General features: G+C 42.3%; 21 protein-coding genes. 5 read left to right on the forward strand and 16 right to left on the reverse strand.

What is annotated here, in order from left to right:
• Positions 1-105 precede the first annotated feature (105 nt).
• Positions 106-759, forward strand: coding sequence for a DsbA family oxidoreductase (locus FQV37_RS07310; protein WP_057761286.1), 654 nt, complete (start codon positions 106-108; stop codon positions 757-759).
• Between the two features lie 44 nt (positions 760-803).
• On the forward strand, positions 804-1499 hold the full coding sequence (locus FQV37_RS07315) for a haloacid dehalogenase type II (protein ID WP_160022018.1): 696 nt from the start codon (positions 804-806) through the stop codon (positions 1497-1499).
• 123 nt (positions 1500-1622) lie between these two features.
• On the opposite strand, the gene FQV37_RS07320 is transcribed toward FQV37_RS07315, so the two are convergent.
• Positions 1623-2753, reverse strand: a complete 1131-nt coding sequence (locus FQV37_RS07320) for an S-(hydroxymethyl)glutathione dehydrogenase/class III alcohol dehydrogenase (protein WP_160022020.1) — start codon at positions 2751-2753, stop codon at positions 1623-1625.
• A 292-nt stretch (positions 2754-3045) separates the two neighbouring features.
• Here FQV37_RS07320 and FQV37_RS07325 point away from each other — a divergent pair, with 292 nt between their 5' ends.
• Together FQV37_RS07325 and FQV37_RS07330 are read left to right on the forward strand one after the other, a co-directional pair.
• Positions 3046-3966 (forward strand): LysR family transcriptional regulator, encoded by a 921-nt coding sequence (locus tag FQV37_RS07325; protein WP_160022022.1) that lies wholly within the window; start codon positions 3046-3048, stop codon positions 3964-3966.
• A 111-nt stretch (positions 3967-4077) separates the two neighbouring features.
• On the forward strand, positions 4078-4596 hold the full coding sequence (locus FQV37_RS07330; protein ID WP_160022024.1) for a DUF302 domain-containing protein: 519 nt from the start codon (positions 4078-4080) through the stop codon (positions 4594-4596).
• Between the two features lie 91 nt (positions 4597-4687).
• On the opposite strand, the gene FQV37_RS07335 is transcribed toward FQV37_RS07330, so the two are convergent.
• From FQV37_RS07335 to epmB, 8 genes are all read right to left on the reverse strand, one after another.
• Positions 4688-4975, reverse strand: coding sequence for a DUF4031 domain-containing protein (locus FQV37_RS07335; RefSeq protein WP_057761296.1), 288 nt, complete (start codon positions 4973-4975; stop codon positions 4688-4690).
• Positions 4976-5080: 105 nt separating this feature from the next.
• Complete coding sequence (locus FQV37_RS07340) at positions 5081-7345, reverse strand: transglutaminase TgpA family protein (protein WP_160022026.1); 2265 nt, start codon at positions 7343-7345, stop codon at positions 5081-5083.
• Positions 7342-8358, reverse strand: a complete 1017-nt coding sequence (locus FQV37_RS07345) for a DUF58 domain-containing protein (RefSeq protein WP_160022028.1) — start codon at positions 8356-8358, stop codon at positions 7342-7344. Before FQV37_RS07345 ends, FQV37_RS07340 begins: the two co-directional genes overlap by 4 nt.
• Before the next feature lie 247 nt (positions 8359-8605).
• Positions 8606-9631: an AAA family ATPase gene (locus tag FQV37_RS07350; protein WP_160022030.1), complete on the reverse strand. Its 1026-nt coding sequence runs from the start codon at positions 9629-9631 to the stop codon at positions 8606-8608.
• A 49-nt stretch (positions 9632-9680) separates the two neighbouring features.
• Positions 9681-10115 (reverse strand): c-type cytochrome, encoded by a 435-nt coding sequence (locus FQV37_RS07355; RefSeq protein WP_240990978.1) that lies wholly within the window; start codon positions 10113-10115, stop codon positions 9681-9683.
• A gap of 88 nt (positions 10116-10203) precedes the next feature.
• Positions 10204-12291, reverse strand: a complete 2088-nt coding sequence (locus tag FQV37_RS07360; RefSeq protein ID WP_160022034.1) for an EAL domain-containing protein — start codon at positions 12289-12291, stop codon at positions 10204-10206.
• A gap of 322 nt (positions 12292-12613) precedes the next feature.
• Entirely contained in the window at positions 12614-14371 is a 1758-nt protein-coding gene (locus FQV37_RS07365) for a hypothetical protein (protein WP_160022036.1), read from the reverse strand.
• 369 nt (positions 14372-14740) lie between these two features.
• Positions 14741-15748 (reverse strand): EF-P beta-lysylation protein EpmB, encoded by a 1008-nt coding sequence (gene epmB, locus FQV37_RS07370; protein WP_160022038.1) that lies wholly within the window; start codon positions 15746-15748, stop codon positions 14741-14743.
• Between the two features lie 160 nt (positions 15749-15908).
• Between epmB and efp the strand changes: the two genes are divergently transcribed.
• On the forward strand, positions 15909-16481 hold the full coding sequence (efp, locus tag FQV37_RS07375) for an elongation factor P (protein WP_160022040.1): 573 nt from the start codon (positions 15909-15911) through the stop codon (positions 16479-16481).
• A gap of 158 nt (positions 16482-16639) precedes the next feature.
• On the opposite strand, the gene FQV37_RS07380 is transcribed toward efp, so the two are convergent.
• From FQV37_RS07380 to FQV37_RS07410, 7 genes are all read right to left on the reverse strand, one after another.
• Entirely contained in the window at positions 16640-18442 is a 1803-nt protein-coding gene (locus FQV37_RS07380; protein ID WP_240990979.1) for a GAF domain-containing hybrid sensor histidine kinase/response regulator, read from the reverse strand.
• Positions 18443-18472: 30 nt separating this feature from the next.
• Positions 18473-19333: a tRNA threonylcarbamoyladenosine dehydratase gene (locus FQV37_RS07385; protein WP_160022044.1), complete on the reverse strand. Its 861-nt coding sequence runs from the start codon at positions 19331-19333 to the stop codon at positions 18473-18475.
• Positions 19334-19433: 100 nt separating this feature from the next.
• The gene (locus tag FQV37_RS07390) at positions 19434-20366 is read right to left on the reverse strand and encodes a TatD family hydrolase (protein WP_160022054.1); all 933 of its coding nucleotides are present in this window, start codon (positions 20364-20366) and stop codon (positions 19434-19436) included.
• A gap of 462 nt (positions 20367-20828) precedes the next feature.
• Positions 20829-23075, reverse strand: coding sequence for a type II secretion system secretin GspD (gene gspD, locus FQV37_RS07395; protein WP_160022046.1), 2247 nt, complete (start codon positions 23073-23075; stop codon positions 20829-20831).
• A 77-nt stretch (positions 23076-23152) separates the two neighbouring features.
• Positions 23153-24058, reverse strand: coding sequence for a type II secretion system protein N (locus FQV37_RS07400; RefSeq protein ID WP_160022048.1), 906 nt, complete (start codon positions 24056-24058; stop codon positions 23153-23155).
• Positions 24059-24886 carry a type II secretion system protein N gene (gene gspN / locus FQV37_RS07405; RefSeq protein WP_160022050.1) on the reverse strand — a complete coding sequence of 276 codons (828 nt, stop codon included), beginning with the start codon at positions 24884-24886 and terminating at the stop codon, positions 24059-24061.
• Between the two features lie 229 nt (positions 24887-25115).
• Positions 25116-25439, reverse strand: coding sequence for an H-NS histone family protein (locus FQV37_RS07410; RefSeq protein ID WP_101204384.1), 324 nt, complete (start codon positions 25437-25439; stop codon positions 25116-25118).
• Positions 25440-26212 lie beyond the last annotated feature (773 nt).

Genomic DNA, 26212 nt, shown 5'->3' on the forward strand with positions numbered 1-26212 from the left:
TAGTTATAGTTGTCTGATAACTAGGTATATCTGCTTGATCCCAACTGATATGCCACTATCTATATATCCCAAACAAAACATACATAATAATACCCGTGAGGAAATATGAGCACATCAGAAAAACCACTCCGAATAGATATCGTCTCAGACGTCGTCTGCCCTTGGTGCGTTATCGGCTATCGTCAATTGGCAGCAGCACTTGAGCAAACCAATACCGCTCACACTATCCACTGGCATCCGTTTGAGCTAAACCCAAATATGCCAAGCGAAGGTCAAAATCTACGTGAGCATATTATTGAAAAGTACGGCTCTACTAAACAAGAATCAGATGCTAGCCGAGTCAGAATGACTGAAGCTGGACAGGAAGTTGGCTTTGAATTTAATTTCAATGATGACACACGCATGCACAACACCTTTAACTTGCATCAGCTGCTACATTTCGCTGATCAGCAAGGCCGCATGCATGAGCTAAAGCAAGCCTTGTTTGCTGCGCATTTCACCAATAACAGAGATATCTCAGATATCAATGTGCTTGCCGATATTGCAGCAGAGACTGGGCTTGATCGTAGTGAGTCATTAGCAGTGTTGGAAGGTCAATTCTTTGCAAAAGAAGTACGAGCAGAAGAGCAGCATTGGCAACAGCAAGGCATCCAAAGTGTACCAGCGATTATCTTTAATGAGCGTCATCTGGTCAGCGGTGCTCAAGGGGTCGAGAACTACATCAGTATCTTAGAGCAATTGGCCAACATGACTGAGTAAACCATACGACGTTATAAAAATGTCATTCTATAAAAGGATACTTTATGTCTTCTGAACGCTTTCCCTCGATTATTGTGTTCGACGTCAATGAAACATTGCTCGATATCGACACGCTAACGCCTTTATTCATGCGCGTCTTTGGTAAGCAAAGAGTGCTGAGAGAATGGTTCGCTCAGCTAGTACTGTACTCGCAAACTATGACGTTGTCCGGCCTCTATACGCCTTTTGGCGAGCTTGGGGTTGGTGCATTGCAAATGGTTGCTGATATCAGACAAGTGACTTTGACAGACGCCGACATCAATGAGTTCAAAGAAAGAATGAGCGCGTTGCCGGCTCATCCTGATGCTGCACCAGCACTGACTCGTTTGCGTGATGCAGGGTTTCGACTGGTTACGCTGACCAATTCAGCAAGCAGTGCATCCCCAACGCCATTAGAAAAAGCAGGTCTCAGTCAGTACTTTGAGCAGCACTTCAGTATTGAGACTGTTGGCAAGTTCAAGCCAGCACCTGATACTTATCAATTGGTGGCTGATACGCTAGCTGTTGATACGTCAGACTTATGTCTTGTTGCCTGTCACCTCTGGGATACTATAGGTGCACAAGCGGCAGGTTGTCGCGGTGCATTTTTGACCCGTCCCTATAATGCAATGCTAAACGCGCCAAATGTACCAGTTCCTGATTTGACCGCATCAGATTTATCGACACTAGCGGATCAAATCATTAGCAAAAAGAGTGCTTGATACATTTAACCTTTAAGCTGTGTTTGAAAATAACATTAAAAAAGGCTGTCTCAATATTGAAGCAGCCTTTTTATTTTTAATAAAGCATTTCTAAGACAATAACGTCGTTACTGCTGTCATTGATTACTCTGAGAAATGTACAACCGTACGGATACTTTCGCCTTTGTGCATCAAGTCAAACGCTTCGTTGACATCTTCTATTGGCATCGTATGAGTGATGAAGTCTTGTAAAGGAATCTCACCCGCTAGATAACGCTCGACATAACCTGGTAGCTCTGTGCGACCTTTTACCCCACCAAATGCGGAGCCTTTCCAGACTCGACCAGTCACTAACTGGAATGGACGGGTTGAGATTTCTTGTCCAGCACCAGCGACACCGATGATGACTGACTCGCCCCAACCTTTGTGGCAGCACTCTAGCGCTGAACGCATAACATCGACATTACCGATACATTCAAAAGAATAATCAACACCGCCATCGGTTAGCTCAACGATCACTTCTTGAATTGGTTTGTCGTAATCTTTCGGGTTAATACAGTCAGTTGCACCTAGTTTTTTGGCCAATTCAAACTTGCTTTCATTGATATCAATCGCGATGATACGGCTGGCTTTTGCCATGGCAGCACCAATCACTGCTGACAGTCCGATACCGCCCAGTCCAAAGATAGCCACTGTAGCGCCCTCTTCGACTTTAGCCGTATTCATGACCGCGCCCATGCCAGTAGTCACACCGCAACCAAGTAAGCAAACTTCTTCTAATGGCGCTTCTTTATTAACTTTAGCCAAAGAAATCTCTGGTAAAACCGTGTACTCAGAGAAAGTCGAGCAACCCATATAATGGTAGATAGGCTCGCCGTCTTTATAGAAACGTGTGGTGCCATCTGGCATCAAGCCTTTGCCTTGAGTCTCGCGTACTGCCGAGCAAAGATTGGTTTTTCCTGAGCGGCACATTTTACAAACGCCGCATTCTGCCGTGTATAACGGAATGACATGATCGCCGACCTGAACGCTGGTCACGCCTTCGCCAATTTGCTCAACGATACCGCCGCCTTCATGACCCAAAATCGCAGGGAACACACCTTCTGGGTCTTCACCAGATAAGGTAAAAGCATCTGTGTGACACACACCACTGGCAACGATTTTGACCAATACTTCACCTTTGCGTGGCAGCATGACGTCCACTTCTTCGATAGATAGCGGCTGCTTTGGACCCCACGCGATGGCGGCTTTTGATTTAATAAATTTATCTGACATAAGAATCTCTCTTTTTAATTGATTGTTTTTTATAGGTAATGACATGACAGTTTTGTTATAAGTACAAGCAGTTTTGAAAGTTTGCTAACACACTTTATGGATTTTGGCGTTCACTATATCCACAGTTAAAACAGATAAAGATAGACTGAGCTTATCTTGCCTGCCCTCTATAGGCAAGCATCGATGACCATAAAACACCATCTGTTTACATTGATACTAACCATTATATTTATTTCTGAGCGGATAACAATATGCTATATTTGAAAATATCTTTTACATATTGGTAATAATCATGCGCTGGGAAGGAATTAGTGAGTTTGTCTATGTCGCAGAATATGAGAGCTTTACACGTGGTGCAAAAGAGCTGGGTATCTCGACGGCACAAGTCAGCCGTCAGATCAGCGCGTTAGAGAAACGTTTAAATATAAAGCTGCTATATCGAACCACGCGCAAGGTCTCATTAACCGAAGAAGGACGTGTATTCTATCAGCACTGCCGCAGTGTACTCGACGGCTTGGATGCCGCTGAGCAAGCCGTAAGCAACTTACAATCAAAGCCCCAAGGCAGGATAAAACTAACAGCGCCTGTTACTTATGGTGAGCAGCAGTTATTACCACTGATCAATGATTTTATGATGCAGTATCACGATATCGAAGTGACTGCCTTTTTGAGTAATCAGAAAATTGATTTGATTGAAGCGGGTTATGATTTGGCCATTCGTATTGGCAAATTGCATGACTCGACGATGATGGCAAAGAAACTTAGCCTGCGTACTAACTTTGTCTGCGCGGCACCCTCTTATCTAAAAAAACACGGCGTACCACACCAACTGAGTGATTTAAGTCAACATAACTGCCTATTGGGTACTCGTGACTACTGGCACTTTATAGATACTGCTAAGATAAAAGAGAACAGTCATACTCATGGTAAGACGGACAACCAACAAGCAAGTATAGAGCGGAACCTGCGTGTCTCTGGTACGGTGCAATATAACAGCGGCTATAGTCTGGTCGATGCTGCACTAAAAGGGCTGGGTATCGTACAGCTGCCTGATTATTATGTGCAAAAGTACTTAGCGTCTGGCGAGTTGGTCAGTTTACTTGATGACTATAGAGAGCCCGAAGAAAGCATTTGGGCCATTTATCCACATAACCGTCATTTATCACCAAAGATTAGACTGCTCGTAGATTATCTAGCAGAACATTTGGTTTAACGTTCTGTTAAGACGTATTGCAATCACAAACCTGATTACGCACAATGAATATTCGATGTTGCTCATTATAGTTAGGACTAACCATACTACAGATAACTTATAGGTATCATTATGATTAAAATCGTCTCTATCGCTGCACTAGCAGTGGCCGTTTCCTCTTGTGCCAGTATCGATACGCTGCTAGATAAAACCAAGAGCACTGGTGCTATGACAGACACTACTACCTCTATCAATGCCGAAAAAGGCTTAGTAACTTTACAGAGCAATCACTCCGTCAAAGATACCGCAGACAAGCTGGTCTCAGTTATCGAAAGCAAGGGTATGAAAGTATTTGCACGAGTCGACCATCAGAAAAATGCACAGAGTGCCGACTTATCATTGAGACCAACGCAAGTCGTTATGTTTGGCAACCCTAAAGCGGGTACGCCATTAATGAACTGTGAGCAAACTGTTGCCATTGATTTGCCGCAAAAAATCTTAATTAGCGAAGATGCCGATAAAAAAGTATGGCTGTCATACAACAACCCTGACTACCTCAAGACACGTCACAATATCAAAGGTTGCGATACCGAGATTGCTAATATCTCAAAAGCACTTAACGCTATCAGTACTGCAGCAATAGCAAAATAATGCGATCGATATAGTTGAATAAATATACATTCGAGTAAATAAGTGAAATGTGCTACGGAAGTATTACTTATTTACTTAAAAAGCTTTCATATCAAGAATGACTAGATTGCTCTATCTGGTCATTCAGCTCTACTTTTAATTTCTTTGCGCACTCGATAATCTTTTTTCTATCGGCAGGAATAGCACCTTGTGCAATAGCGATTTCACGCATTTGAACCGTGATATCATAATGAGGATAGCTGGCATTACGATGAAATAGACGCGCATCCACATCAATAAATGCCGCAAAATCATGCAGCTCTTGCAAGCTATCTGCCAACATATGACACCACTTATGGCCTTTGAATTTTATCTGCACAAAATCTACATATATCGCCATATAACCGCCTCTCTTACTAATTCGCTTATCTAACTTATCGTCAGTTCAAAATACCTCAACAGCACTATCATCAAAGTAACTTAATAAAACTGTCATCAAAAACCTCTATAACAATGCGCGCACATCTTTTTTAAGTTGTTTGAGTCGTTCTTGATACTCGCTATGACTGCTATCAAATGTACTCAGTCGTCCATAGCGTAACTGACGGTAGTTTTGTCTAATTTCAATAAGCTTTGTTTGAATAACACTTGGGTCGCTACTATCTGTTAGCTGACTCGTAGCAGTATGAGCATCGTCACCCTGACGGCTATCAATAGCCGATGCCAAACGTTCCAACCAAGCTAGCTGCCCTTCGTTATCATTGCGGGCTAATAATTTGTCGTGTTTGGCAACACGTTTTGAGAGCTGAGCAAGAGACAGGTCTGCTGGATGCCAACGTTTGCGGCGACGATACCAAATGACAAATACTAAGATAGCCATAACGGAAACTGCACTGGTGGCTAACCAAATGATTTGCTGCATGATTGAGCTGATATTGAACCATTTGAGTAGCGAGTCGGCCTGTTTGTCTTGGTCATAGCCGACTACGTCTTTTTGCCAGTAGTAGCTCGCTTGGTCTGATAGGCGGCGTAGCATTTGTAGCATTTGATACTGCTGATAGCTGATTTGCGCACTGGCATCATTGCCAAACATAGCCGCCCCTTGCTGCTGGGTCATCGTATTCATGCCTTGCTCTACTCGCTCAGGCGCCACAAAGGCTGTCGGATCCACACGTACCCAGCCTTGGCCCTCAAGCCAAACCTCAGTCCATGCATGCGCATCCATTTGCCGCACTTCCCATACGTTACCATTGCGACTTGGCTCACCGCCTTGATAGCCCGCTACTACTCGTGCAGGAATACCAGCGGCGCGGAGCATAAAGGTAAAGCTTGACGAATAATGCTCACAAAACCCTGCTTTGGTTTCAAATAAAAACTCGTCAATACGATTGGTATTGAGCCGTGGTGGCGACAACGTATAGCGAAAATCTGTTCGATTGATCCATTGCTCAATAGCAGCTATGTAGCGCACAGGGTCTGAACCTGACTGCTCAAATAATTGCTTAGCAAGCGCGCGTGCTTGTGGATTACCTTCGTTAGGCAAGGCAAGATTCTCACGTTTTGATGCCTCTGTTAGAACCGGATCAATACGCATCTGTGCAAACTGCAGCACATCATAGCGAAGCTGCTGCGTAACAGGTTGACCCTTTGATAAGGTAAATTCAGAGGTAGTATTAATATCTGGCTGCTCAGAGAACGGATAATCAAGACCAAATAGCCAGTTTTGCTGAGTGGGTTCTAAGATAACCTTGTAATTGACAGGTGCCGCCCTTGATTCATCAGGTACAGTAGCAAAGGCATTTTGAATCCATGCAGGTGCTTGCAATCTCGACGACCATTGTTCCCTTCGAGAGGCTGGTCGCCATGTGACACCATCGAAATCACTAAATACCAAACCGCGCCAATACAACTGCTGTTGCGGTGGGCGCTCATCAGCAAACTCTACGCGAAAGGCTAGCTCAGTCGACTGCCCTAAATTGGCAAAATCACCAGGAGACATACTATCAGAGACACCTGTAGTTGCTTGCTGACCTGAGAGCTGTACAGACCACAGTGGGGGCAGTCTCGGAAAAAACAAAAATAGCACCACCAATAATGGCAATGCACCAACCCCTAACACGCCCAATGTACGCAAGCGTCCATCACCGTTAGCATTGCCATCATCATTAAGCGCAATAAATGCTAGCAATACAATGACTGCGCCAACGATCACTTCTAAAGTAGTCAGTAAACCTTGGTCCATCAAAAATAATGCCGCAAGCACGAACAATGATAAATTCAACACCACATAGGCATCGCGGCGCTTATACAGCTCCCATAGCTTACTAACTAGGCATAGCACCAAAAATGCCACGCCCATATCGAGCCCAAATGCTGTATTGTAGGTTAGCCACAGACCTAATAGCCCCAGCAGAAAGCCTAGCATTTGTACACTTTGATAAATACGTTTTAGGTGCGATAGTTTTTTGAATTTAGCTTTGATATGAGGCAATTGAGCGACGATACTGACGGCGGCAAATCCTATCAGCCATAATGGTAAATGTGCGGCATGCGGTAACACAACGACGACTTGAGCAATTAATACCCAATAATAAGCTGGCAGTGCAAATAACTTACGATACCATTTAGCGCCATTTCGCTCAGGTTGAAGCGAGACTTTTTGACCTAAAGCCAACTGCTCAAAGCTGGCCGTTTTTGTAGTATCGACCGCAGAATACTCTGTGGACAGTGCATCAACATCAGTGGAAGATAAGCGTTTAGAATTGGTCATGGTGCTTTCGCAAGCCTTAGCAAGCATGCTTGCGCAAAGGATTCTCCGTTACCCATCTCCGCAGTAGCAGGAGTATCACTAGGTAAACGCATTTGAAACGGTACGCCTAGCTGACCCAGCGTCAATGCCCCATAAGCCAATTGTGCAAGTTTTTGCTCGTGATGTGCAGCTGGCATATCTGCATAATCAAGCGTTTGCTCATGACCGACCGGATCAGCGAAGTGCTTGGTCAGCATGCCTTGTCCCCGCGCCACATGCCCCCAAGAGACTCGGGCCAATGACTCACCCTCGACATAATTATCTAATCGCTCAAAGTCGTCCTGACCCTGTCTATACTGCCCACCTGTTGGTAAATCCTCTAAGCTTGCGATTGCATATTTTGCTTGCCAATCAAATACTTCAGGTTTTGGATATACCCACGCTGTACGCGCAAAGTAGACATAAGACCATGCACGCATGATACCTAAGGGATAAACTGTTTTTATTTTTAACCGTGGTAGTTCAAGTTGGCCACGGTTGTAGGTCTGGACAGGCAGTCGAATGACTTGCTCGCCTTGTAATCTCGTGATAAGCACTGAACTTTGCGCGTTTATGCCATTTTTGGTTTTTTTATTGGTTATCTGCTCAAATTCAAATAGCAACTGGCGCCTTGGTTGGCGACTATCACTATTCAACTGTAGTGTAACCCAAACAGGCAAGCCAGCTTCTGTCATAGTGACTTCTAGTAAACGCACTTGCAGACCAGATATATGAGCAAAAGTAACATGAAAACTAATTAGCCAAATACTGACCAGATAAAAGCACAAACCAAGCACCAAATTGTTGCCATAGTTGATACCCGCGATAAAGGTAATTACTAATAATACGGCGAATAGCATTCCTTCACGACTAAAGAAAATATAGACATTGCGCAAATTAAGCGTAGCACTGTCACTCTTAGGTGCGCGCGCGGCAAACCAGCGGCTCAGAGCTGATTTTATTGGTGCGGTTAAGGCCTTTGGTAACAAGCTCATGACTACCCTATTATTACCATCTAAAGAACAATGCTGTCAGTATTTGTATCTGACTGACAAACAAACTCACGAATAGAACGATATAGTTGATTCAGGACAATTCGAATACAAGAAAAGCGGGTGAAAATACCGTAAATAGTGAACTGAGTGACTTTGATATTTTTTCTAAGTTATATAGCGTTGACTATGTGTAGAACTATGGTTCACAGATGCAGTTAATCAATACGGTCAAACAGTCTGTCAGCTGCTAAGCGACGACTGATACTTCTGCTAGGATACGTTGGGCGATGGTTTTTGTCGCTTGTCCACCAGTCACATGCACAGGTACAAATCGCTGACCGAGGCGATGATCAGTGACCGCAGCAAACACCGCTTGGATATCTTCAGGGGTCACTTCCATATATCCCGATACATAGGCATGCGCTTGGGCAGCACGTTGTAGTGACAATACGCCGCGAGGTGACAAACCATGATAATCCTGGCTTGCACGAGTTTTTGCAACCAGTCTTTGCAAGTAATCCAATACAGTATCTGCCACATAAACCTGCCTAACACCCTGCTGAGCCACTAGTACAGCCTCAGTATCAAGTACCGTATTCAAGTCTTTGAGCAGCTCGCGACGATCTTTACCTTTTAGCAGCTCACGCTCTGCGGCAGGCGATGGATAACCCAATGATAAGCATAATAAAAATCTGTCTAACTGCGACTCTGGGAGCGGATAGACACCTGCTTGTTGCAATGGATTTTGGGTGGCAATGACAAAGAATGGCTGTGGCAAAGGATAAGTCTGGCCATCTTGCGTGACTTGTCGCTCCTCCATCGCTTCAAGTAGCGCACTCTGCGTTTTGGGACTGGAACGGTTTATTTCATCAGCAAGTAATAACTGTGTAAAGATAGCGCCCGGACGAAACTCAAATTGCTGTTTACTTTGGTCGTAGATGCTCATACCTAAAATATCAGCAGGCAACATATCATTGGTAAATTGCACTCGGCTAAAGCTTAAACCTAATAACTGTGCCAAGCCCTGTGCCAAAGTCGTCTTACCCATACCAGGCAAGTCCTGCAACAACAAATGACCGCCTGCCAGGATACAACTGAGTGCTAGCCTGACTGCTTGCGGCTTGTCCAATACAATCTGATTTAATTGCGCTAACAGCTGTGCAATTTGCTGCTGATTGTGTTGAAAATCAACCGTACTAGGGATGGACTGGCTAAGCGGATTCGCTGTTCTCTGAGAGATGGATAATGATCTATCGTTAGCTGCATGGGTCATAGTAGGTTATTGGCTCATTTTTTAGATCATAACGATGATAAGTCAGATGTCAGTTCACATCATCTGTAACGGTTGGTGCAGCGGCACGGAGCGTAGATAAATAAGCAATGATATCGGCACGCTCTTTCGCATCTGGCATCGGGTCAGACAGCATTTTAGAATCTGGCATGGCTTTTTGGGCATCTGCAATGTATGGATCGAGTGTCTCTGCATCCCATACCCAACCTGAATCTTCTAGCCCTTTGCTGTAGGTATAGTCTTTTAACTCGGCAGCCGGCGCACCATATATATTCATTAATTGTGGGCCTTTTTTATTCAGACCCGCATTACGTTGGTGACATTGACCGCAAGCATCTTTATAAATTATCGAGCCGTTGTCCGCATCCCCGTCAGTATATAAGGGCAGAGTCACAGGAGCACGGTGGTCAGGTGGTGTTTTCTCACAAGCTGAGAGCAACAGAACAGCAGCCAAAAGGCTGCTCATTTGATATCTACTGATAAGGGACATTTTTAGCAATCTTTGGTTGAGGAATATCATCGCCATAGTATAAACGATATGATGTATTGGCCTTTTAACTCGCTACCTTTATTGTGCTACTAGGCTCTTCTAAATAATACCCTTGCAAATAGCGCGCGCCCACACTCCAAGCGACTGACATCGTTGCTGCATCTTCGATATAAGGCATAAGCACATCGACTTTGATGTCATTAGTACGTGTGATAATAGACTTAACCGTCTCTAAATTCTCTGCTGAACCAATATCTTGAATATAGCTACGCGCTAAGCGTACCATATTAGGCTGGACAAAATTGGCAATTTCAATAGATTTAACAGAAGAGCCAAAATTATTAATACCTAGTTGACAGCTAACATCGCTGAGTGCGGAAAATTGAGATTTGGCGACGGTTAAGTGATCAGAGATGTCTATTTCATTGAACTGGAGTGTCAATACACCAGCTGTGCCGCCTACCGCTTTTATCAATTGACTGGCCACTATCGGCAGTTTTTTATCAACCAATGAAGCATTAGTTAATTGTACTAACAATTTGGCTTCAGGATGAACTTTACGGACGTCATTAATTTTCTTACAAGCATTGATAAGCACCCATCGATCGATCTTTTCTAACAGTTGATGTTTTTTAGCCACCGCCATAAATTGATCAGGAGTTAATACCGTATTGTCAGCATCTGACAAAGGTAACCGTAGATACACTTCAAAGAAGTCGCTACGATCGTTATTGATGTCGTATATTAGCTGAAATGATAGATCAAAACGGTTATTAGTAATGGCATCCACTAATGACTCAGCAAGCGCATGATCATCGCTATTGGCATGTTCGCTTGGGTCATATATACGGTAAGATCCACCACTGTTAGAAGTCTCTACCATGATTTGGCTGATAGCATCCATGGCGCGTTCTAATATGATGACAGGCTCTACAGGATTTTTTTCAATTTTGACAATAGCAATGCTAACTGTTGTATTGGTTGTACGCTTATCAACTTCAATAAACATACCCTTGATTGACGAACCGATATGTTTAGCAATCTCTTCAAGATCACTCGTCATCTTGTTTTTTACTAAAATCGTAAATGCTGTATCGCTAAAACGGCTCACATGCCCATCAGGTACTAGCTCAGTTAATGTGTGGGCAACTTGTTTGACCGTTGCATCTATTCCTTGTAGACCTAAACTACTTCTTATTTTTCCTACATTATCAACCTGCACATATAGCAGGGCTGCGGTCATTAGTCCTTGGGACGCCTGCTGATGTATTGCTATCATCTGCTCTTCAAAACCACGACGATTATCTAAGCCAGTTAAATTATCTTTACGTTCAGCTTCAGCTAAACGCTTAGCAACCTCCGCACTATTATTACTATTCTGCTGAATAATAATCTGAATGACTGGCTCGCCCTCTAACGTGGCTGATGCTAATTGTAGTTTCGCTTCAAAAGTGCTGCCATCTGTTCGCACACTTTCAAAATTAAACTCAACGTCTTGGCGACTGCCTTTGTCAAACTGACGTAAAAACTGTTTAAATCCTTTGACACTATCACCACCCGAAATCAGATCAATAATAGGCACGCCTACCGCTTCATTCATTGATTTGAAACCGAATAATTGGAGATAGGGATCATTAGCAAAGATATGAATCCCTTCATCAATATAAGCAACCGCGCTCTTGGAGTTCTTAATCAGCACATTAGCACGTTGTTCTGCTTCAGAAAGTACTTGACGTAAAGTTTTTAGCTCACGACGACTGCGCAAACTACTATGCTGTAGACAAATAGCCATTACCACTGGCATTTCTTGATCGATGGTGAGCGCTTTGACCATTGTGCCACTAATCACAGTCGGTAGCTCATACTCATTGTAGGCAGTCGACGCTACCTCTTCATTCACTAAACAGATCATCGGCAAATCGATATTTTGCTCTTGTACGATGCTTACCACATCTGTAAAGCTCATATTATAAGCTTTGCCAAATACCAGTACATCCCACGGTTGGCGCAGAAGTTTTAATAGCTCTTCTTTATCGTCTAAAAACCCTAAATTCACACTATCATAATAAGGACTCAATAACTGCACAAGACGTTCAGCATAGAGCTGATCGTCATTGATCACCAATAAATTTAAAAGAGATTGAGAGCGCATAAGGAGCCTTTTAGTCGTACGTATTGTTATCTATTATTTTGTTACTTTACATCTTTGTCTAAAACTAACCTAGCACATAAAACATGCTAGCGTTAAAATTCTATGAATCCTATCAGTATAGACTGAGTTTTCACTATGATAATTATTTTATAGTTAGAGATATCATAAAAGTCAGAGTAACAATATTTATCATTATAGACAATAATTAGACCAACTGCAGATTAACTTATGCCCTTTGTCGCCTACTATATTACTGACGAAAATCTGTATAAACTCTCCGTTATGGCCTGAAATACTTGTCGCATCTAAGTACCTCTAAGCGCTATAACTGCGCCACCTCATATTGACTAAACTTATCAGTCATCATTAGCCTGCGTCCTAATCGTAGAGTGGTTTGTTTATTACCAATACGCATGACGACTCTATCATCAGCTTGAAAGTAAAAAGGCGGTACGATTAGCGTGCCAGTCGTCTGTAGCTGTTCATCTTTACCGAGAATAAATACCGGTACAAAATGATGACTTCGCGTTTTACTGCCTTCCAAACGTAATCCACATGCCACAATTTTATGCCCGAGTATTTGCCATTCCACTTCTGGATTTTTAGTATCTACATTGAACCAGCGTACCACCCCTATTGACCAATCAGGTTGTTCTGTATTTTCAGAGCCATAGACCAAAATTAAACTCATTATTTGTAAGGGCTGCGGTGCCGTTAGAGAAAGGTCAGAGTCATGTTTTTCTACAATAAGCCTCTCTTTATTGAAAATATTTTTGTCTGCAACCTTCTCATTAGGCTTACCAGCTTTTGGCAATAAATGCAGTCTGCGATATGCTGAAGAACTGTCATGGTCATCAAATGTCTCAATGTTTATAACGCTACTGCGGCCACGCTCGCTGTCAAATGTATCGTATAAAGGCCTGTCCTCTTCTCGTAAATTTTTGATAGCGATCAAATTGGCAAAAGTTTTTGAATGGCCTACATGGTAGTGTATATCATTAAAATTGGTGATTAACTTTGCCTGATGTTTGCTAGTATATTTGGTTGCCAAGGTAAGTGGCGGCTGCAAATAGCGGTAGCTGATGGTCATCGAAATAGCATTAAGCAAACTATATTCTGCTGTGCTACCTTCTTCGATAAAGGCTTTTTTACGTGACTCAAAATATTCAATTATCGGTGTCAGTTCTATAAATAGACAGTCATGACGATCTTCATAGGGGTTGATATGAGAGTTGACGGTCAGATAGCTTGGCGGATTACTACTATGAAGATCAACGAAAACTTTTGTCTCGGTGGCGGGCTCTATGGTTGCGACCATGTGTTTAGCCCAGTCAGGCAATAGACGCTGTACGAGTAAGATATTCGGGCGCCTCATAGCACGCAAATTTAACAAGTGATGCAAACAAATTTGGCAATATAGCTGATGAATACTGTTTGTTTGGTTCGTAACAGTATGTAGACTTAAATCAATATCAGCTACTTTTTTCTGATGAGCCAAATAATATAACTGATTGACTTTAGACCACAGGTAGTCTGATGGCTTTCGATAGCACAGTGCCTCTTCTGCTAATAGTTTTTGGTATCTTAATAGTGATTGATAAATCGCAATAGCAAGCGTGCTATCAGGTTTAGTCTCAGCGCCAAAAAAACGCTGCCAACCTTTATCAGAAGATTGGTTCAAGGAGGCTTCTGACAACTGCGTCTCACGACGTACGACTTTGTCGTAAACCATAATAATTAAATAATGTAGCGATTGCATTTGAGCGATATAAGACATCTGATCCTGACTAAGCGCGCCTGTCTCATAGATATAGTGCTGTCTAAAAGCTGCAATCAGTCGGTCTGAGGCATCAATGACTGTTGCCATTAATTTGAGACGCTGTTGTTCATCCATATTGGATTCACGTAATACTGTCAGTAGACTCTCTAAATGCTCTGTTTGCTGCTCTTGGGTAAGCGTAGGTAGCGTTGCTAACATCTTTAACAAGTAACGCTCTTGACCATTTACTGAGCGATTAGATAGCGGAGGTAGTGGCTCTGTAGAATCTAAATGCTCTTGAAGCATTGATAACGTTATCATCAGTATCTTTACTCTCTATTAGTCACTCTGAGGCAATCAGTAATATGCAGCAGTACAAATACATGTATGGCATAAAAAATGTTTGTTAAGCTCGACTATAGAAAAGTGATGATATCTATTTATTGTGAGCCTAAATCTAGCAGTACGCTCTGACAATACCTACATACTGGCAAAGTTTTGTATTTAACGTTATATGCTTTTTAGTTAGATTACATACTGACAGTCTATATTCTGTTCCAATCATATATCTATTTATACTTATAAAAAAGCATAAATCCTAGATTTTAGTTTCTAAAGATACTATCCGCATCTTTTTTTAAGAGCCGCTCTTTGTTTACTAATTCTCCTAAATTGATATAGTGCCCTACATTAGCTATTGCTGTAAATATCAATCGGCACTTTAAAAGGTTTATTAGGTAACTCTCTAACCAACTTAGGGACAAGATAGCCTGGCAATGATGCTAGCAATGACCAATAAAGCTCAATCGCTGCTTGCTCACTACTATCGAAATGCGCCGCACCAGCCACCTTGTCCAACACATGTAAATAATATGGTAGCACGCCAGAAGCAAACAAACGCTGACTAAGCTGTACTTGCGCGTTAAGGGTATCGTTGACACCTTTTAGCAACACGGCTTGGTTTAATAGCGTAACTCCAGCTGCTCTAGCACGTTGCAAATACTCAGCAGTTGGTGCATCTAGCTCATTGGCATGATTACAGTGAATGACCATGACAATATGGCAGCGGCTTTGAGATAACCTCTCTAACAATGCAGCGTCCAAGCGTGCAGGTATCACCAATGGCAAACGCGTATGCAATCGAATGGTAGTAATCTGCGGAAGAGACTCCAAAGTATCTAACCATGAAAACAAACGTCTATTAGTCACATTTAGTGGGTCACCACCACTCAAAATCACCTCATTGACCTCAGGATTTGCATTAATATAGTTGATGATATTTTCTTTTGCATCGGCAGTTGGCATGTTGGCACTATAGTCAAAATGCTGGCGAAAGCAGTAACGGCAGTGAATAGCACACGCGCCTGTAATCGTTAACAATACTCTTGACTGATATTTATGAAGCAGGCCTTTTACAGGATTTTGAGTGTTTTCGCTTAGCGGATCTGCTACGTAGCCTGTGACGTTGATTTGCTCTTGCTGATCTGGCAACACTTGTTTAAGCAGGGGATCATTACGGTCGCCAATAGCGATTTTTGCCACAAAGCCACGCGGCACACGCAGTTCAAAATGCTTAGGTACGTAAACTTCTGCACGCATTGATTCAAGCTGTAGCATACTCAATAGCTCATCAACAGATGTAATAGCTTCCGATAATTGCGTTTGCCAGTTTTTTTGTGTGATTAAATGGTTTATCATGACAGCCTATTACCTGTGCCCAAAATCCGATATTATACGCCCTTAGTGTCTAGCCTATCAAAGTATCCTCGTTAATCCGTAAATACTTGGCATAACAGAAAATTTTGGTACAGTCAGCCCTATGTTTTACTATTATATTTACAACCCCTAGGAGTTTCTTGTGGCAAGTTTTTCTACTAATGAATTTAAAGCTGGTCTAAAAGTGATGCTTGATGGCAACCCTTGTGCCATTCTTGAAAACGAGTTTGTCAAGCCTGGTAAAGGTCAAGCCTTTAACCGTGTTAAGTTGCGCAATCTTCGTAGTGGCAAAGTACTGGAACAAACTTTCAAATCAGGTGACAGCCTAGAAGCTGCTGATGTGATGGATACTGAAATGAACTATCTATACAACGATGGCGAGTTTTGGCATTTTATGCATCCTGAGAGCTTTGAGCAGATTCAAGCGGACAAAAACGCAATGAGTGATTCAATCAAGTGGTTAAAAGAAAACAGTAATGCTCTATGTACCATTACGTTATTTAATGGCGCTCCTCTGTCAGTCACGCCGCCTAACTTCGTTGAGTTAGAAATTGTAGAAACAGATCCTGGCGTACGCGGCGATACTTCAGGCGGTGGTGGCAAACCTGCTAAATTAGAGACAGGTGCTGTTGTACGTGTACCATTATTCGTGCAACAAGGTGAAGTGGTACGTGTTGATACGCGTACTGGCGACTACCAAACTCGCGTGAACTAATATCGCTCTAAACATGACTGGTAGTTGATATTTACTGATATCTTTATCATCAATAAAAAAGCTTAACCACCATATAGGCGGTTAAGCTTTTTTTATATTTACCGATCATAGTTACATTAAAATGCTAATCAATGGCGCCAATACTAATATTTAGTAAGTTACTCTTCTTCCAATGATTGCTTTTGTATCAGCCAATACTGTACTAAGGCATTCAACTGCTCTTGCTTAAAAGGTTTGGTGCAATAGTCCTGCATACCAACTTTCAGATATTTCTCACGCTCGCCGTCCATTGCATTGGCAGTTAGAGCAATAATGGGCGGCAATACTTGAGGATCATACAATTCATGCAATTTGATAGTTGCCTGTACTCCATCCATAATCGGCATATGATGATCCATCAATATCACATCATAACGGTCAGGAAATAAAGCAAAAGCTTCAATTGCTTGCTGACCATCCGTAACATGGGTGACAGTATGACCACTGCTGGTTAGGGATTTTTTGGCTATAATCGCATTGACAGCATCATCCTCGACCAACAAGATATGGCCAGACCGCTCATGCGTAGGTTCAATCATCGTCATATCGTTAGAGTCTTGCCATACCTCATACTTGTCTTCGTCAATAGTAGTTAACGGTAATAAAACACTAAATGTCGTACCGACTCCTACTTCACTATTTACATGAATACGACCACCCATCAAATCGACCAGAGACTTACAAACAGACAGTCCAAGTCCGGTACCACCGTAAATACGATGAGTAAATTTATTTGCTTGGTCATAAGCGTCAAATATCGCCTCTAACGACTCTTCTTTGATACCAACACCCGTATCTTTCACTTCTATACACAAAGTTATATTCTGACCAGTTTCATCGCATTCTATTTTGCTTGCTTCTTTTTCTTGACTCGTACTCACGAATTTTTCGTTAATGTTATTTGGACAGTAGCAATTGTCCATATGTTTAACATCGATACTTACTTGACCACCTTCACGCGTGAATTTAATCGCGTTATTGACCAAGTTTGCAATAATCTGTTTTAGACGTACAGGATCACCGTTTACATAAGGTGATAGTGTTTCAGTATAATGATAATCTAAGGTCAGGCCTCTTTGACGTGCCTTTATTGCAAATAAACTGACGACCTCATTGCATAAACTAGATAAATTCAATGGAATAGAATCAATCGTCATTTTTCCAGACTCAACTTTTGATAAGTCCAAAATACCATTAATGATGACCATCAAATGCTCATTGGAGACTTTAATGTTATCAACGTATTCTCGCTGTTCATTACTGAGTTGGGTATCGCCTAACATCTCTACCATACCGATAATACCGTTCATCGGTGTGCGAATCTCATGACTCATATTGGCCAAAAAGCTTGATTTCATCTCATTAGCACGCTTAGCATCGCGTTGTTTGTCTTGTAATTTCAACGCATCTGCGGCCATCTTTGCAAACTCAGCTAAAATCTTAGCTTGCTGTTTATCAAAATCATGATTGGGCTTTGTATCTAGCAAGCACAGAGCACCTAAACGGTAGCTATTATTTTCTTCATACAAAATAATAGGCGCGCCAGCATAGAATCGTAAATAAGGAGGCCCTACGACCATTGGGTTCTCCCTGAAGCGACTGTCCTCTAACGTATCTGCCACTACAAACACGTCATCAGACAGTATCGTATAATTACAAAAAGCTATATCTCGCGGGGTTTTACGCACATCGTCTGATACACTGGTACACTCATCGCCCGCCTTTACATACATTACCTCCTCATCCATGAAAGTAATTCTAACTCTTGACACCTCAAAAAAAAGCCTAGCAAGATCAATCAAACGTTTGAACGCAGGCTCATCATCTTCGTTGAGTACCTGGTACTTCTTTAGCTTGTTGACACGTTCTAATTCATCTACCGCGACAGGGTAGCTCTGCTTGGACGAGTTAGATATAGACAAGGTAAACTCCATTAAATAATATAAGACACATTAGTTACAACTCGTCTGTTTTATTAATAATTGTAATGCTTCACTCACCATAATCATCGCCACCACTGACGTAACGACCACTGCTGAGCCATAACCACCACACTGCAGACCACCTGTCTGACAGCTCTTATCTACAATCGGCGGCTCTGTCGAATAGACACATTTGATACCAAATTTTTCTTTTAAAGCACTGTTAATGCCTTTTTCGTGGCGTAACTTGTTGCGTAACTTGGCAAGTAGTGGATCTTGATAACAGTCACGCAAATCACTTACTCTAATCTGACTTGGATCTATCTTACCACCTGCACCGCCCGCACAGACCAACTTTAGTTTATTAAAACGACAGTGTAAAGCAATTGCTAATTTAGCATTCATATCGTCTACACAGTCTAAAATAACAATCGGTTTACCCTGAGCATTGGCAAATTTGACTGCTTCACGACTTGGTAAGAGTGTGGCGACATTATCTACTGTCAAAAAATCATCGACCAAATTTAAGGTTACTGTGGGATTAATTTCTCTAATACGAGTTGCCATTGCTTCAATTTTACTTTGACCAAATGTGCTGTCCAATGCAGGCAGTTGGCGATTGACATTAGAAGCAACCAATACATCCAAATCAATCAGCGTAATCGTTCCTACCGCTGTTCGAGCCAACGCCTCGGCTGCCCAAGAGCCCACCCCTCCTACACCAATAATATAGACATGAGCTGCCGAAAAAGTATCAACCGCAGAGGTACCATATAGTGTCCGTGTACCTTGAAAACGACGATCGTACTGCTCATCTTGTTGGTTTAATCCATCTTGTACAAGGCTGTTTTCGACGGATTCTGGTTGTTCAAATTGTCGCGTGTCACTCATAACAGATCAAATTCTCTTTTCAAATATTTTGGTTGTCATTTATTTGGCTAGTACTTTTTAGCTTCTAATTACCGCTATGCTTTTCTTATAAGTAGCATAGTTACACTGAATAAGCCCAGTCTACTTTCAGAGCATCACAGCTATTGTGCCATAACTGCTTAGCAAGTTTATCATGTGGTATTTCTAATAGCTCACTCAAACTTGCCAATACCCATGGTAGATTGGCTGGTACATTCCTATTATGTGAATCAGTATCATCCGTTGTCTGACACATAATAGGTGTCATATCTGGACAATCCGTCTCAATGACCAAGCATTCGATGCCATGACTCTCAACTGCTACTTGAATAGCACGGCGCAGTTTTTTGGCATTCGGATTGGTTATCTGACCCGTAACACCAAGCTTAAACCCCAATTTTACAAAAGCCTTCGCCTCTTGTTCGCCACCACTAAAGCTATGGGCAATACCACCTAATTTATGCGCATCGTATTTATGCGCTTTTAATATTGCGAGCGCTTCAGCATGCGCTTTACGAATATGCAGCATTACTGGAAGTCGATGGGCCACTGCTATATCCAACTGCGCCGCAAAGAACCTTTTTTGTTTAACAAATACATCAGGCTGCTTCATTGCATCGGTAAAGGTGTCTAATCCAATCTCACCAATGGCTAATGGACGACGCTCTATCACCATTTGTTCAAGTTGTAACAAATGACCATCGGTATGCTGCTTAATATAAAAAGGGTGTAAACCTAGCGCGATATGGGCTGCAACATCGCACTTATCTTTACTATTCACCTCTGTCACAGACGACTGCGACATTTTATTAATGAAATCTTGAGTATCATACATTCGATCAAAATACTGATATAAATAACCTACTAGCACTAAGTGACGAATACCTTGACTATAAGCCTGCTCTACCTGTTGTTTGCGATCATTGTCGAACACTGGAGCATCAAAATGTGTATGCGTATCTATAAGAGAATAGACATTTTTTAAAACTTCTCTAGCATCTGTTCTCTCAGCCATGGTCACTGATTTGTTGCCACACATTAATAAACTCCAAAACTGACTTTTCAGAACATAGAATTGAGTAATAAACACTAAGCAATTTTTACTAATTACATTCTCGTGAGCATCGTCAATATCACTACCCTCAGATACGGTATTATGATTATTTACTGTCTCCGTATTGTCCTTTCGACTACTGCGCCTAGGGATGAGTAATAGCGCAGTTGCAGCCACACTTAGCAAAAACCATTTTTTCGTATTTTTATCATCTGTCATCTTAGTTTCTGATTTACTGTAGCGGAAAACATAATACGTAACTCATTATTTTATTAGTAACTAATATACCCAAATATAAAAGCGTCTATGTTTATCTGTGTTATGAATACGCAAGCTAATGTACGATGTAACTAGTATCTATCACATCGTACATTAATTTATGTCAGTTGAATCATATTAACCGTTATATATACGGCCAATATTTTAACGATTAAGAGGATAGGTCGTGATACCGCTATTAGGACTATCTACTCTCGTAAAGCCTTGCGAAGTAGATTTTGGCGCTTGATCACGTTTAGGGATAAGGGGGTTGAGCGGCATGAGCTCGTAATCCGCACTGACATTACCATTCCAACCTTCAGTGCCACTCAATGGTAATTGCTTAATCGTACCGTTTTTATCAATGACCAGCTGCAACACTCGCATTTGATTTAATTTGCGTTCAGTTACACTCGCTACCGCGCCGCCATCACGTAAGATAGTCGGCTGTAAAAAGATAATCAAATTGCTCTTTTGGTTGCTGTCGTTGTCAGAACGAAAGAGTCTACCGATAACAGGAACATTGCCCAGTCCAGGAACCTTCTGTTGACGTGTGGTGGTGTTGTCACGCATCAGGCCGCCCAAGGCAATCGTCTGCTGATCATCCGCTAGAATGGTCGTATTAATAAGGCTTTTATTGGTAATTAGCCCACTGGCATTACCCGTACTACCTGGTACGACTGACGAGACTTCTTGCGAGACCTCTAATCGTACTGTGCCATTGTCACCAATATGGGGAATGACATTCAGATTAATACCAATGTCTTGGCGATCAATTGTCTGAAATGGGTTGTTTGAATTATTGCCACTGGTGGTAAAAGAACCCGTAACAAAAGGTACGTTTTGACCAACTAAGATACTGGCTTTTTCATTATCCAATGTCAAAATCGATGGCATGGATAGCAAGTTGGCACTGGTAGATGAGTCAAGCGCCTGTAAAATAGCACCATAAAACTCTGTATTGCCCTGACTGTCTTTACGACTGTCTCCAATTCCTATCAATGCACCTGCGATAGAGCTGGCCGCAGCGCTAATGCCTGCCGTACTTGTCCCTGCTAAAGCAGCCGCCGCAAGCGTCGTTGCGCTCGCCCCCACATTGTTAAAGTTGACCACTCCATAGCCACTATTGGCGTTACCTAGCGCCCACTGAACACCTAGCTGGGTGGCATCATCGCCTGACACTTCAACAATGGCAGCTTGAATTAATACTTGTGCGCGGCGACTGTCTAATTGGTTGACTGCATCTTCAATCTCGAACATGAGCTCAGGTGCGGCATTGACGATAACGGCATTTTGAGTTTCATCAGCGATAATACTAAACGGACGACCGCCCACCCCTGTGCTTGTTCCGCTTGTGCTGCTAGTCGAGACAGCGGCCGCACTGCTACTACCAAGGCTATCGCTAGCTGCATTATTAATTGCAGCGCCTGTGCTGCTTACATCATTTAGTGAGGCTGATTCTAGTGTCGAGGTCGCGCCAGCACTATTGATAGATTGGTTAGCGAGTAAACCGCGTAACATATCGGCGATATGACCCGCACTAGCATACTTTAATCGAAAGACACGTAGACCACTTAAACGTCTGGTCGGCGTGGTATCCAACTGATTGACCATTTCTTGGACTTTAGCAATCATTTCAGGACTGCCTTTGACTAGCAGTCTATCGCTTGACGTATCAGCAATCACCTTTAGCTGATTGTTGCCACCTTGAGCTTGCCCGCTACCCGCACTTGAGACTAAGGCGCTAATCAACTCCATCATACGTTCGGCATCGACATGGCGTAGTGGTATCACTTGCAAACTGTCATTTACATTACTGTCTAAATCACGGATAAGGGCTGTCAGTTGGTTAAGGCTGTCTGCTCGATCGGACAATACTAGCGCATTGACACCAGGTACAGCGGCCGCGTGAGCCGACTGCGGCATCAATGGGCGAATAACACCTAATACTTCTGCAGCTTGGGTGTTGGTCAAATAAATAACTCGAGTAGCGAGCGACTCGCCCACACTATCACCGCGTAAATCAACCGCCACGCCAGATTGCTTAGCAATATTATCTGGCACCAGTTTTGTCGTCGTTCCTGACTCAATCGCGGCGATACCATTCACCTGCATCACGCTCAGAAATAGCTGATAGATCTCATCACGGGACAAGGCTTTATTGGAGATGACCGTGACATTACCATTGATACGTGGATCAAGTACAAAGTTTTGATCTGTAATGGTCGCAACTTCATTAATAAAGGCTTTTATATCAGCGTCTTGCAAATTGACTTTCCAGCTCTCGGCATTAGCAAGACCAACACCAGCAGCCCATAATGGCACTGCCAGACAAAGTGGACGGCACAGGCGCATCAAACGCTGCAGGCTACGGTACAAAGGCGTGGCTGAAAAATTCTGAAAACTTACCATATTGATGATTACCTACAGTGATATTGCTTACTATGTGCTGAGTGTTTAAGGAGCAATTTTGCTAAAAACCTACCTTGCTAGAACTGCTGGCGAATCGTAATAACTTGCTCACCACGTTGAACCTCTATCTGCGCTTCACCTGCTTGCTGTACTTGCTGAAGTACACCAGCATCTTGCGCTGGGTTATTACCTACGCTCTGTCCGTTGACAGTTAGTACCTTATCACCTGGCTCAAGCCCTAAACGATTACGTAGGCCAGCAGGCATCGCCGCTGTGACTTGGTAGCTCTCGCCCGATGCCATCACCCCCATTCTACTTAGATAACTGGCAGGGTTTTCTTGCAAAGCCGTAACCGCTTCTTCGATAGCTGACTGTGGATTATTTGAAGTGTCTGCGCCAGTTGTCCCCTCTGCCTCAGGAACAGCATTTTGTACTGGCTGGGACGCTGTAGGTAACATGCTATTGTTTGGCAAACGCTGGTTACTTATTCCTCTTGCTAGCATATCACTTTGGTCTAATGGCATCGCCTCTGGCATTTTAATAACGGTTTCTTTATCGTTAGCATCAGCGATGATAACTGAATTCCAGTCAACAGCCACGAGCGTATAATCGCTGTCTTTTAGCTCATCACCGATGCGGTAATTTTTGACTTCGCCATTGACATTCAATAAGGCGGAAGACATGCTCTCAGGTATGGCTAGTAGGACGCCTTTGAGCTCAATGTTGGGAGGTGGTTGCACGGCTGCGGTAACAGGATCGGGATCAGCAAAGATTGCAAACAAGCCACTATAATCGTTGGTGGACTTGGCACTGTTCTGTAGAGGCGCTACAGGCAATGCAGGGGCTAAAGGCGCTGCTAGCAGTAGCCATAAAAGACGGGCGGCTGTCCAGCATAGCCAAGCAATGGCTAACAATAGTAGCCAAGCTGAAAAGCGATTGAGAGTATTGATAACAGGTTTTAGGCTTGCGGCGATATTAAGCATTTAGTTCGCCCCCAAACCAGCTAGCAATGGTTGGCGCACACTGACAACTGGCGTATCTTGAGGGGCTTGTCCTTTATACTCAGGCATGTTTTCTAGCAAGCGCTGCGTCAAACTAACATCGAGCATATTATCGCTATCGAGATACAGATCACCCAAACGCTTATCTTGATTGTTCAATAAATTAACATGCAGCAAATCTCTATTGTTTTTTTGCTCTGTACTAAGCTCAGCTCTTAGAGCAGGCATCGTAATATAAAAAACTTTGCCACCACTAGGATAGCCTACCTCACCACCAACCCAAGTAAATTGACCATCCGCTGCACTAAATCCGCCCGCGTCTTTAGCAGGATCGCTACTAGATGCGTCATTTTTATCAGCCTGACGCGTTAGCGATACATTGTTTACTTGAATAGGGGTATTTGGCAGCTGCCAGTTGACTACACTTGCTAGCGTCTCAGGTGCAATTTTCCCACTAATGCTGTCAACTTGCCATGAGTTTAACCCAAGTTTAACTTGCCCATTCAGACGTGTCTGTGATGAGTGAATATTGACGTCCGCACCTAGCTTACCTATGAGTAACTGCCAAGGCTGCCATGACCATTCTGCCATACCTGTAAGCGACGACGATGACATAGGCAACTGCCAAATAGCAGCACCTTGCCATACATTGCCAGATACATGCTGGACATAAGGCGTATCTGGCGCGTATTTCTCAAGTAACCATGCTGCTGGCATTTGCAACACTGCAAATAGCGCAAACAACACAAACCCCACTAGCCACCAGAGCTTACGAGGACGTTTATGAGAAAACTCAGATACTTGGGTCACAGTCGTACAACTCTTATATAAGACAAAAACGTCATTATCATAACAAACAATGGCATATAGATGACAGAAAAAAAGCCAGTATCTTTTTGCCAAAATACTGGCAGTAAAGATACTGGCTTTTATTTTCTCGAAAGCAGCTATATCTATCGCTAAATGGTTGTAAATACACCATTATAAATAGCAACTTCAAGCTGGCTCACAGAAATTAACTTTATAGGAAAACAGCTAATTAAATAGCAAAATCTTCGATATCACGACCTGCTGCTAGCGCTTCAACTAACCACGTTGGCTTACGGCCACGGCCAGTCCAAGTTTCACTATGATCATCAGTATTGCGATATTTAATACTGCGTTTTTTCTCTAACTTTTCACCAGCTTTCAGTATCTCTTCGATCGTTGCATTGCTATCTTCTGCAATCTGCTCGAACTGCATATAGGCATCATACAAACGTTGATGTTGTTTTTTGGCGATAAGTTGTTGAGCGTTTTCAGTGATAGCACGTAACTCATCTACGTTCAAATTTTCTAAATCAATTGCGTTATTTTTGCTCATAATAAATCCAACTATAAAATAAGAGTGTGGCCTCTATTGAGGTATTGTTTTTCGTGAAAACATGCGGAGAACAAATCGTTCATTGGCCATTAAATCTATGTATAAAATATCATTAACTCTAAAGAGTATATAATTTCTAATAACAGCCCGAACAATCCATTATAAATAGAAAATATATAGCGATAGATGCTCATTGTATCCATTTTGAATAAAATTAGTTTTAGATAAATCTAAACACATAAGTCACCATGCTTTATATATTGCTATTATAGCTTTGAAAGCATCTTCTAATAATAAAACAAAATTCTAGTACTTTGACTACTGCTAGAATTTCGCAATGATATTTCGACAAAAATCTACTGTTAAAATAATAGATTAGTAAGTCAATGCACTATACTCTCAAATACTGCTAATCTTGGAGATAGTTTTGCATTAGCTCTGTAACTTGCTATGTCGTTCCTACGGTACTTTCTGAATAAGTTAACCATTTCATATAAAGATCTATTATCCAAATAGCTTTCGATTTATTAACCAATAACAAGTAAAACTTTGGCTATTATCATCGAAATTTATTTTATTTAAAAACGATCAATATATATTAACTATACGCCATATAAAGTTAGTATAGCAATTTTTAAAACTAAACGTCACTAATCATAATTATTTTTTGGTACAAACGGTCAATATAGAGTATAGAAGGTAGTAGGCATACTAGACCTCTTGCAAAAGTGGCAGAGGATTTTACAATAACTAATGCACTCACAACTGGCTGG

The sequence above is a fragment of the Psychrobacter nivimaris genome (genome assembly GCF_009812035.1).
Lineage (GTDB): Bacteria > Pseudomonadota > Gammaproteobacteria > Pseudomonadales > Moraxellaceae > Psychrobacter > Psychrobacter nivimaris.

What these genes read in the sequence shown, in the direction of transcription:
- FQV37_RS07410 (WP_101204384.1), bottom strand. Translation starts at nt 25,439, where the DNA reads ATGAGCAAAAATAACGCAATTGATTTAGAAAATTTGAACGTAGATGAG.
- FQV37_RS07365 (WP_160022036.1), bottom strand. Translation starts at nt 14,371, where the DNA reads ATGATAACGTTATCAATGCTTCAAGAGCATTTAGATTCTACAGAGCCA.
- FQV37_RS07355 (WP_240990978.1), bottom strand. Translation starts at nt 10,115, where the DNA reads ATGAGCAGCCTTTTGGCTGCTGTTCTGTTGCTCTCAGCTTGTGAGAAA.
- gspD (WP_160022046.1), bottom strand. Translation starts at nt 23,075, where the DNA reads ATGGTAAGTTTTCAGAATTTTTCAGCCACGCCTTTGTACCGTAGCCTG.
- FQV37_RS07335 (WP_057761296.1), bottom strand. Translation starts at nt 4,975, where the DNA reads ATGGCGATATATGTAGATTTTGTGCAGATAAAATTCAAAGGCCATAAG.
- FQV37_RS07325 (WP_160022022.1), top strand. Translation starts at nt 3,046, where the DNA reads ATGCGCTGGGAAGGAATTAGTGAGTTTGTCTATGTCGCAGAATATGAG.
- FQV37_RS07350 (WP_160022030.1), bottom strand. Translation starts at nt 9,631, where the DNA reads ATGACCCATGCAGCTAACGATAGATCATTATCCATCTCTCAGAGAACA.
- epmB (WP_160022038.1), bottom strand. Translation starts at nt 15,748, where the DNA reads ATGATAAACCATTTAATCACACAAAAAAACTGGCAAACGCAATTATCG.
- FQV37_RS07310 (WP_057761286.1), top strand. Translation starts at nt 106, where the DNA reads ATGAGCACATCAGAAAAACCACTCCGAATAGATATCGTCTCAGACGTC.
- FQV37_RS07330 (WP_160022024.1), top strand. Translation starts at nt 4,078, where the DNA reads ATGATTAAAATCGTCTCTATCGCTGCACTAGCAGTGGCCGTTTCCTCT.
- FQV37_RS07400 (WP_160022048.1), bottom strand. Translation starts at nt 24,058, where the DNA reads ATGCTTAATATCGCCGCAAGCCTAAAACCTGTTATCAATACTCTCAAT.
- FQV37_RS07385 (WP_160022044.1), bottom strand. Translation starts at nt 19,333, where the DNA reads ATGAGTGACACGCGACAATTTGAACAACCAGAATCCGTCGAAAACAGC.
- FQV37_RS07360 (WP_160022034.1), bottom strand. Translation starts at nt 12,291, where the DNA reads ATGCGCTCTCAATCTCTTTTAAATTTATTGGTGATCAATGACGATCAG.
- FQV37_RS07320 (WP_160022020.1), bottom strand. Translation starts at nt 2,753, where the DNA reads ATGTCAGATAAATTTATTAAATCAAAAGCCGCCATCGCGTGGGGTCCA.
- FQV37_RS07345 (WP_160022028.1), bottom strand. Translation starts at nt 8,358, where the DNA reads ATGAGCTTGTTACCAAAGGCCTTAACCGCACCAATAAAATCAGCTCTG.
- FQV37_RS07390 (WP_160022054.1), bottom strand. Translation starts at nt 20,366, where the DNA reads ATGGCTGAGAGAACAGATGCTAGAGAAGTTTTAAAAAATGTCTATTCT.
- FQV37_RS07315 (WP_160022018.1), top strand. Translation starts at nt 804, where the DNA reads ATGTCTTCTGAACGCTTTCCCTCGATTATTGTGTTCGACGTCAATGAA.
- FQV37_RS07340 (WP_160022026.1), bottom strand. Translation starts at nt 7,345, where the DNA reads ATGACCAATTCTAAACGCTTATCTTCCACTGATGTTGATGCACTGTCC.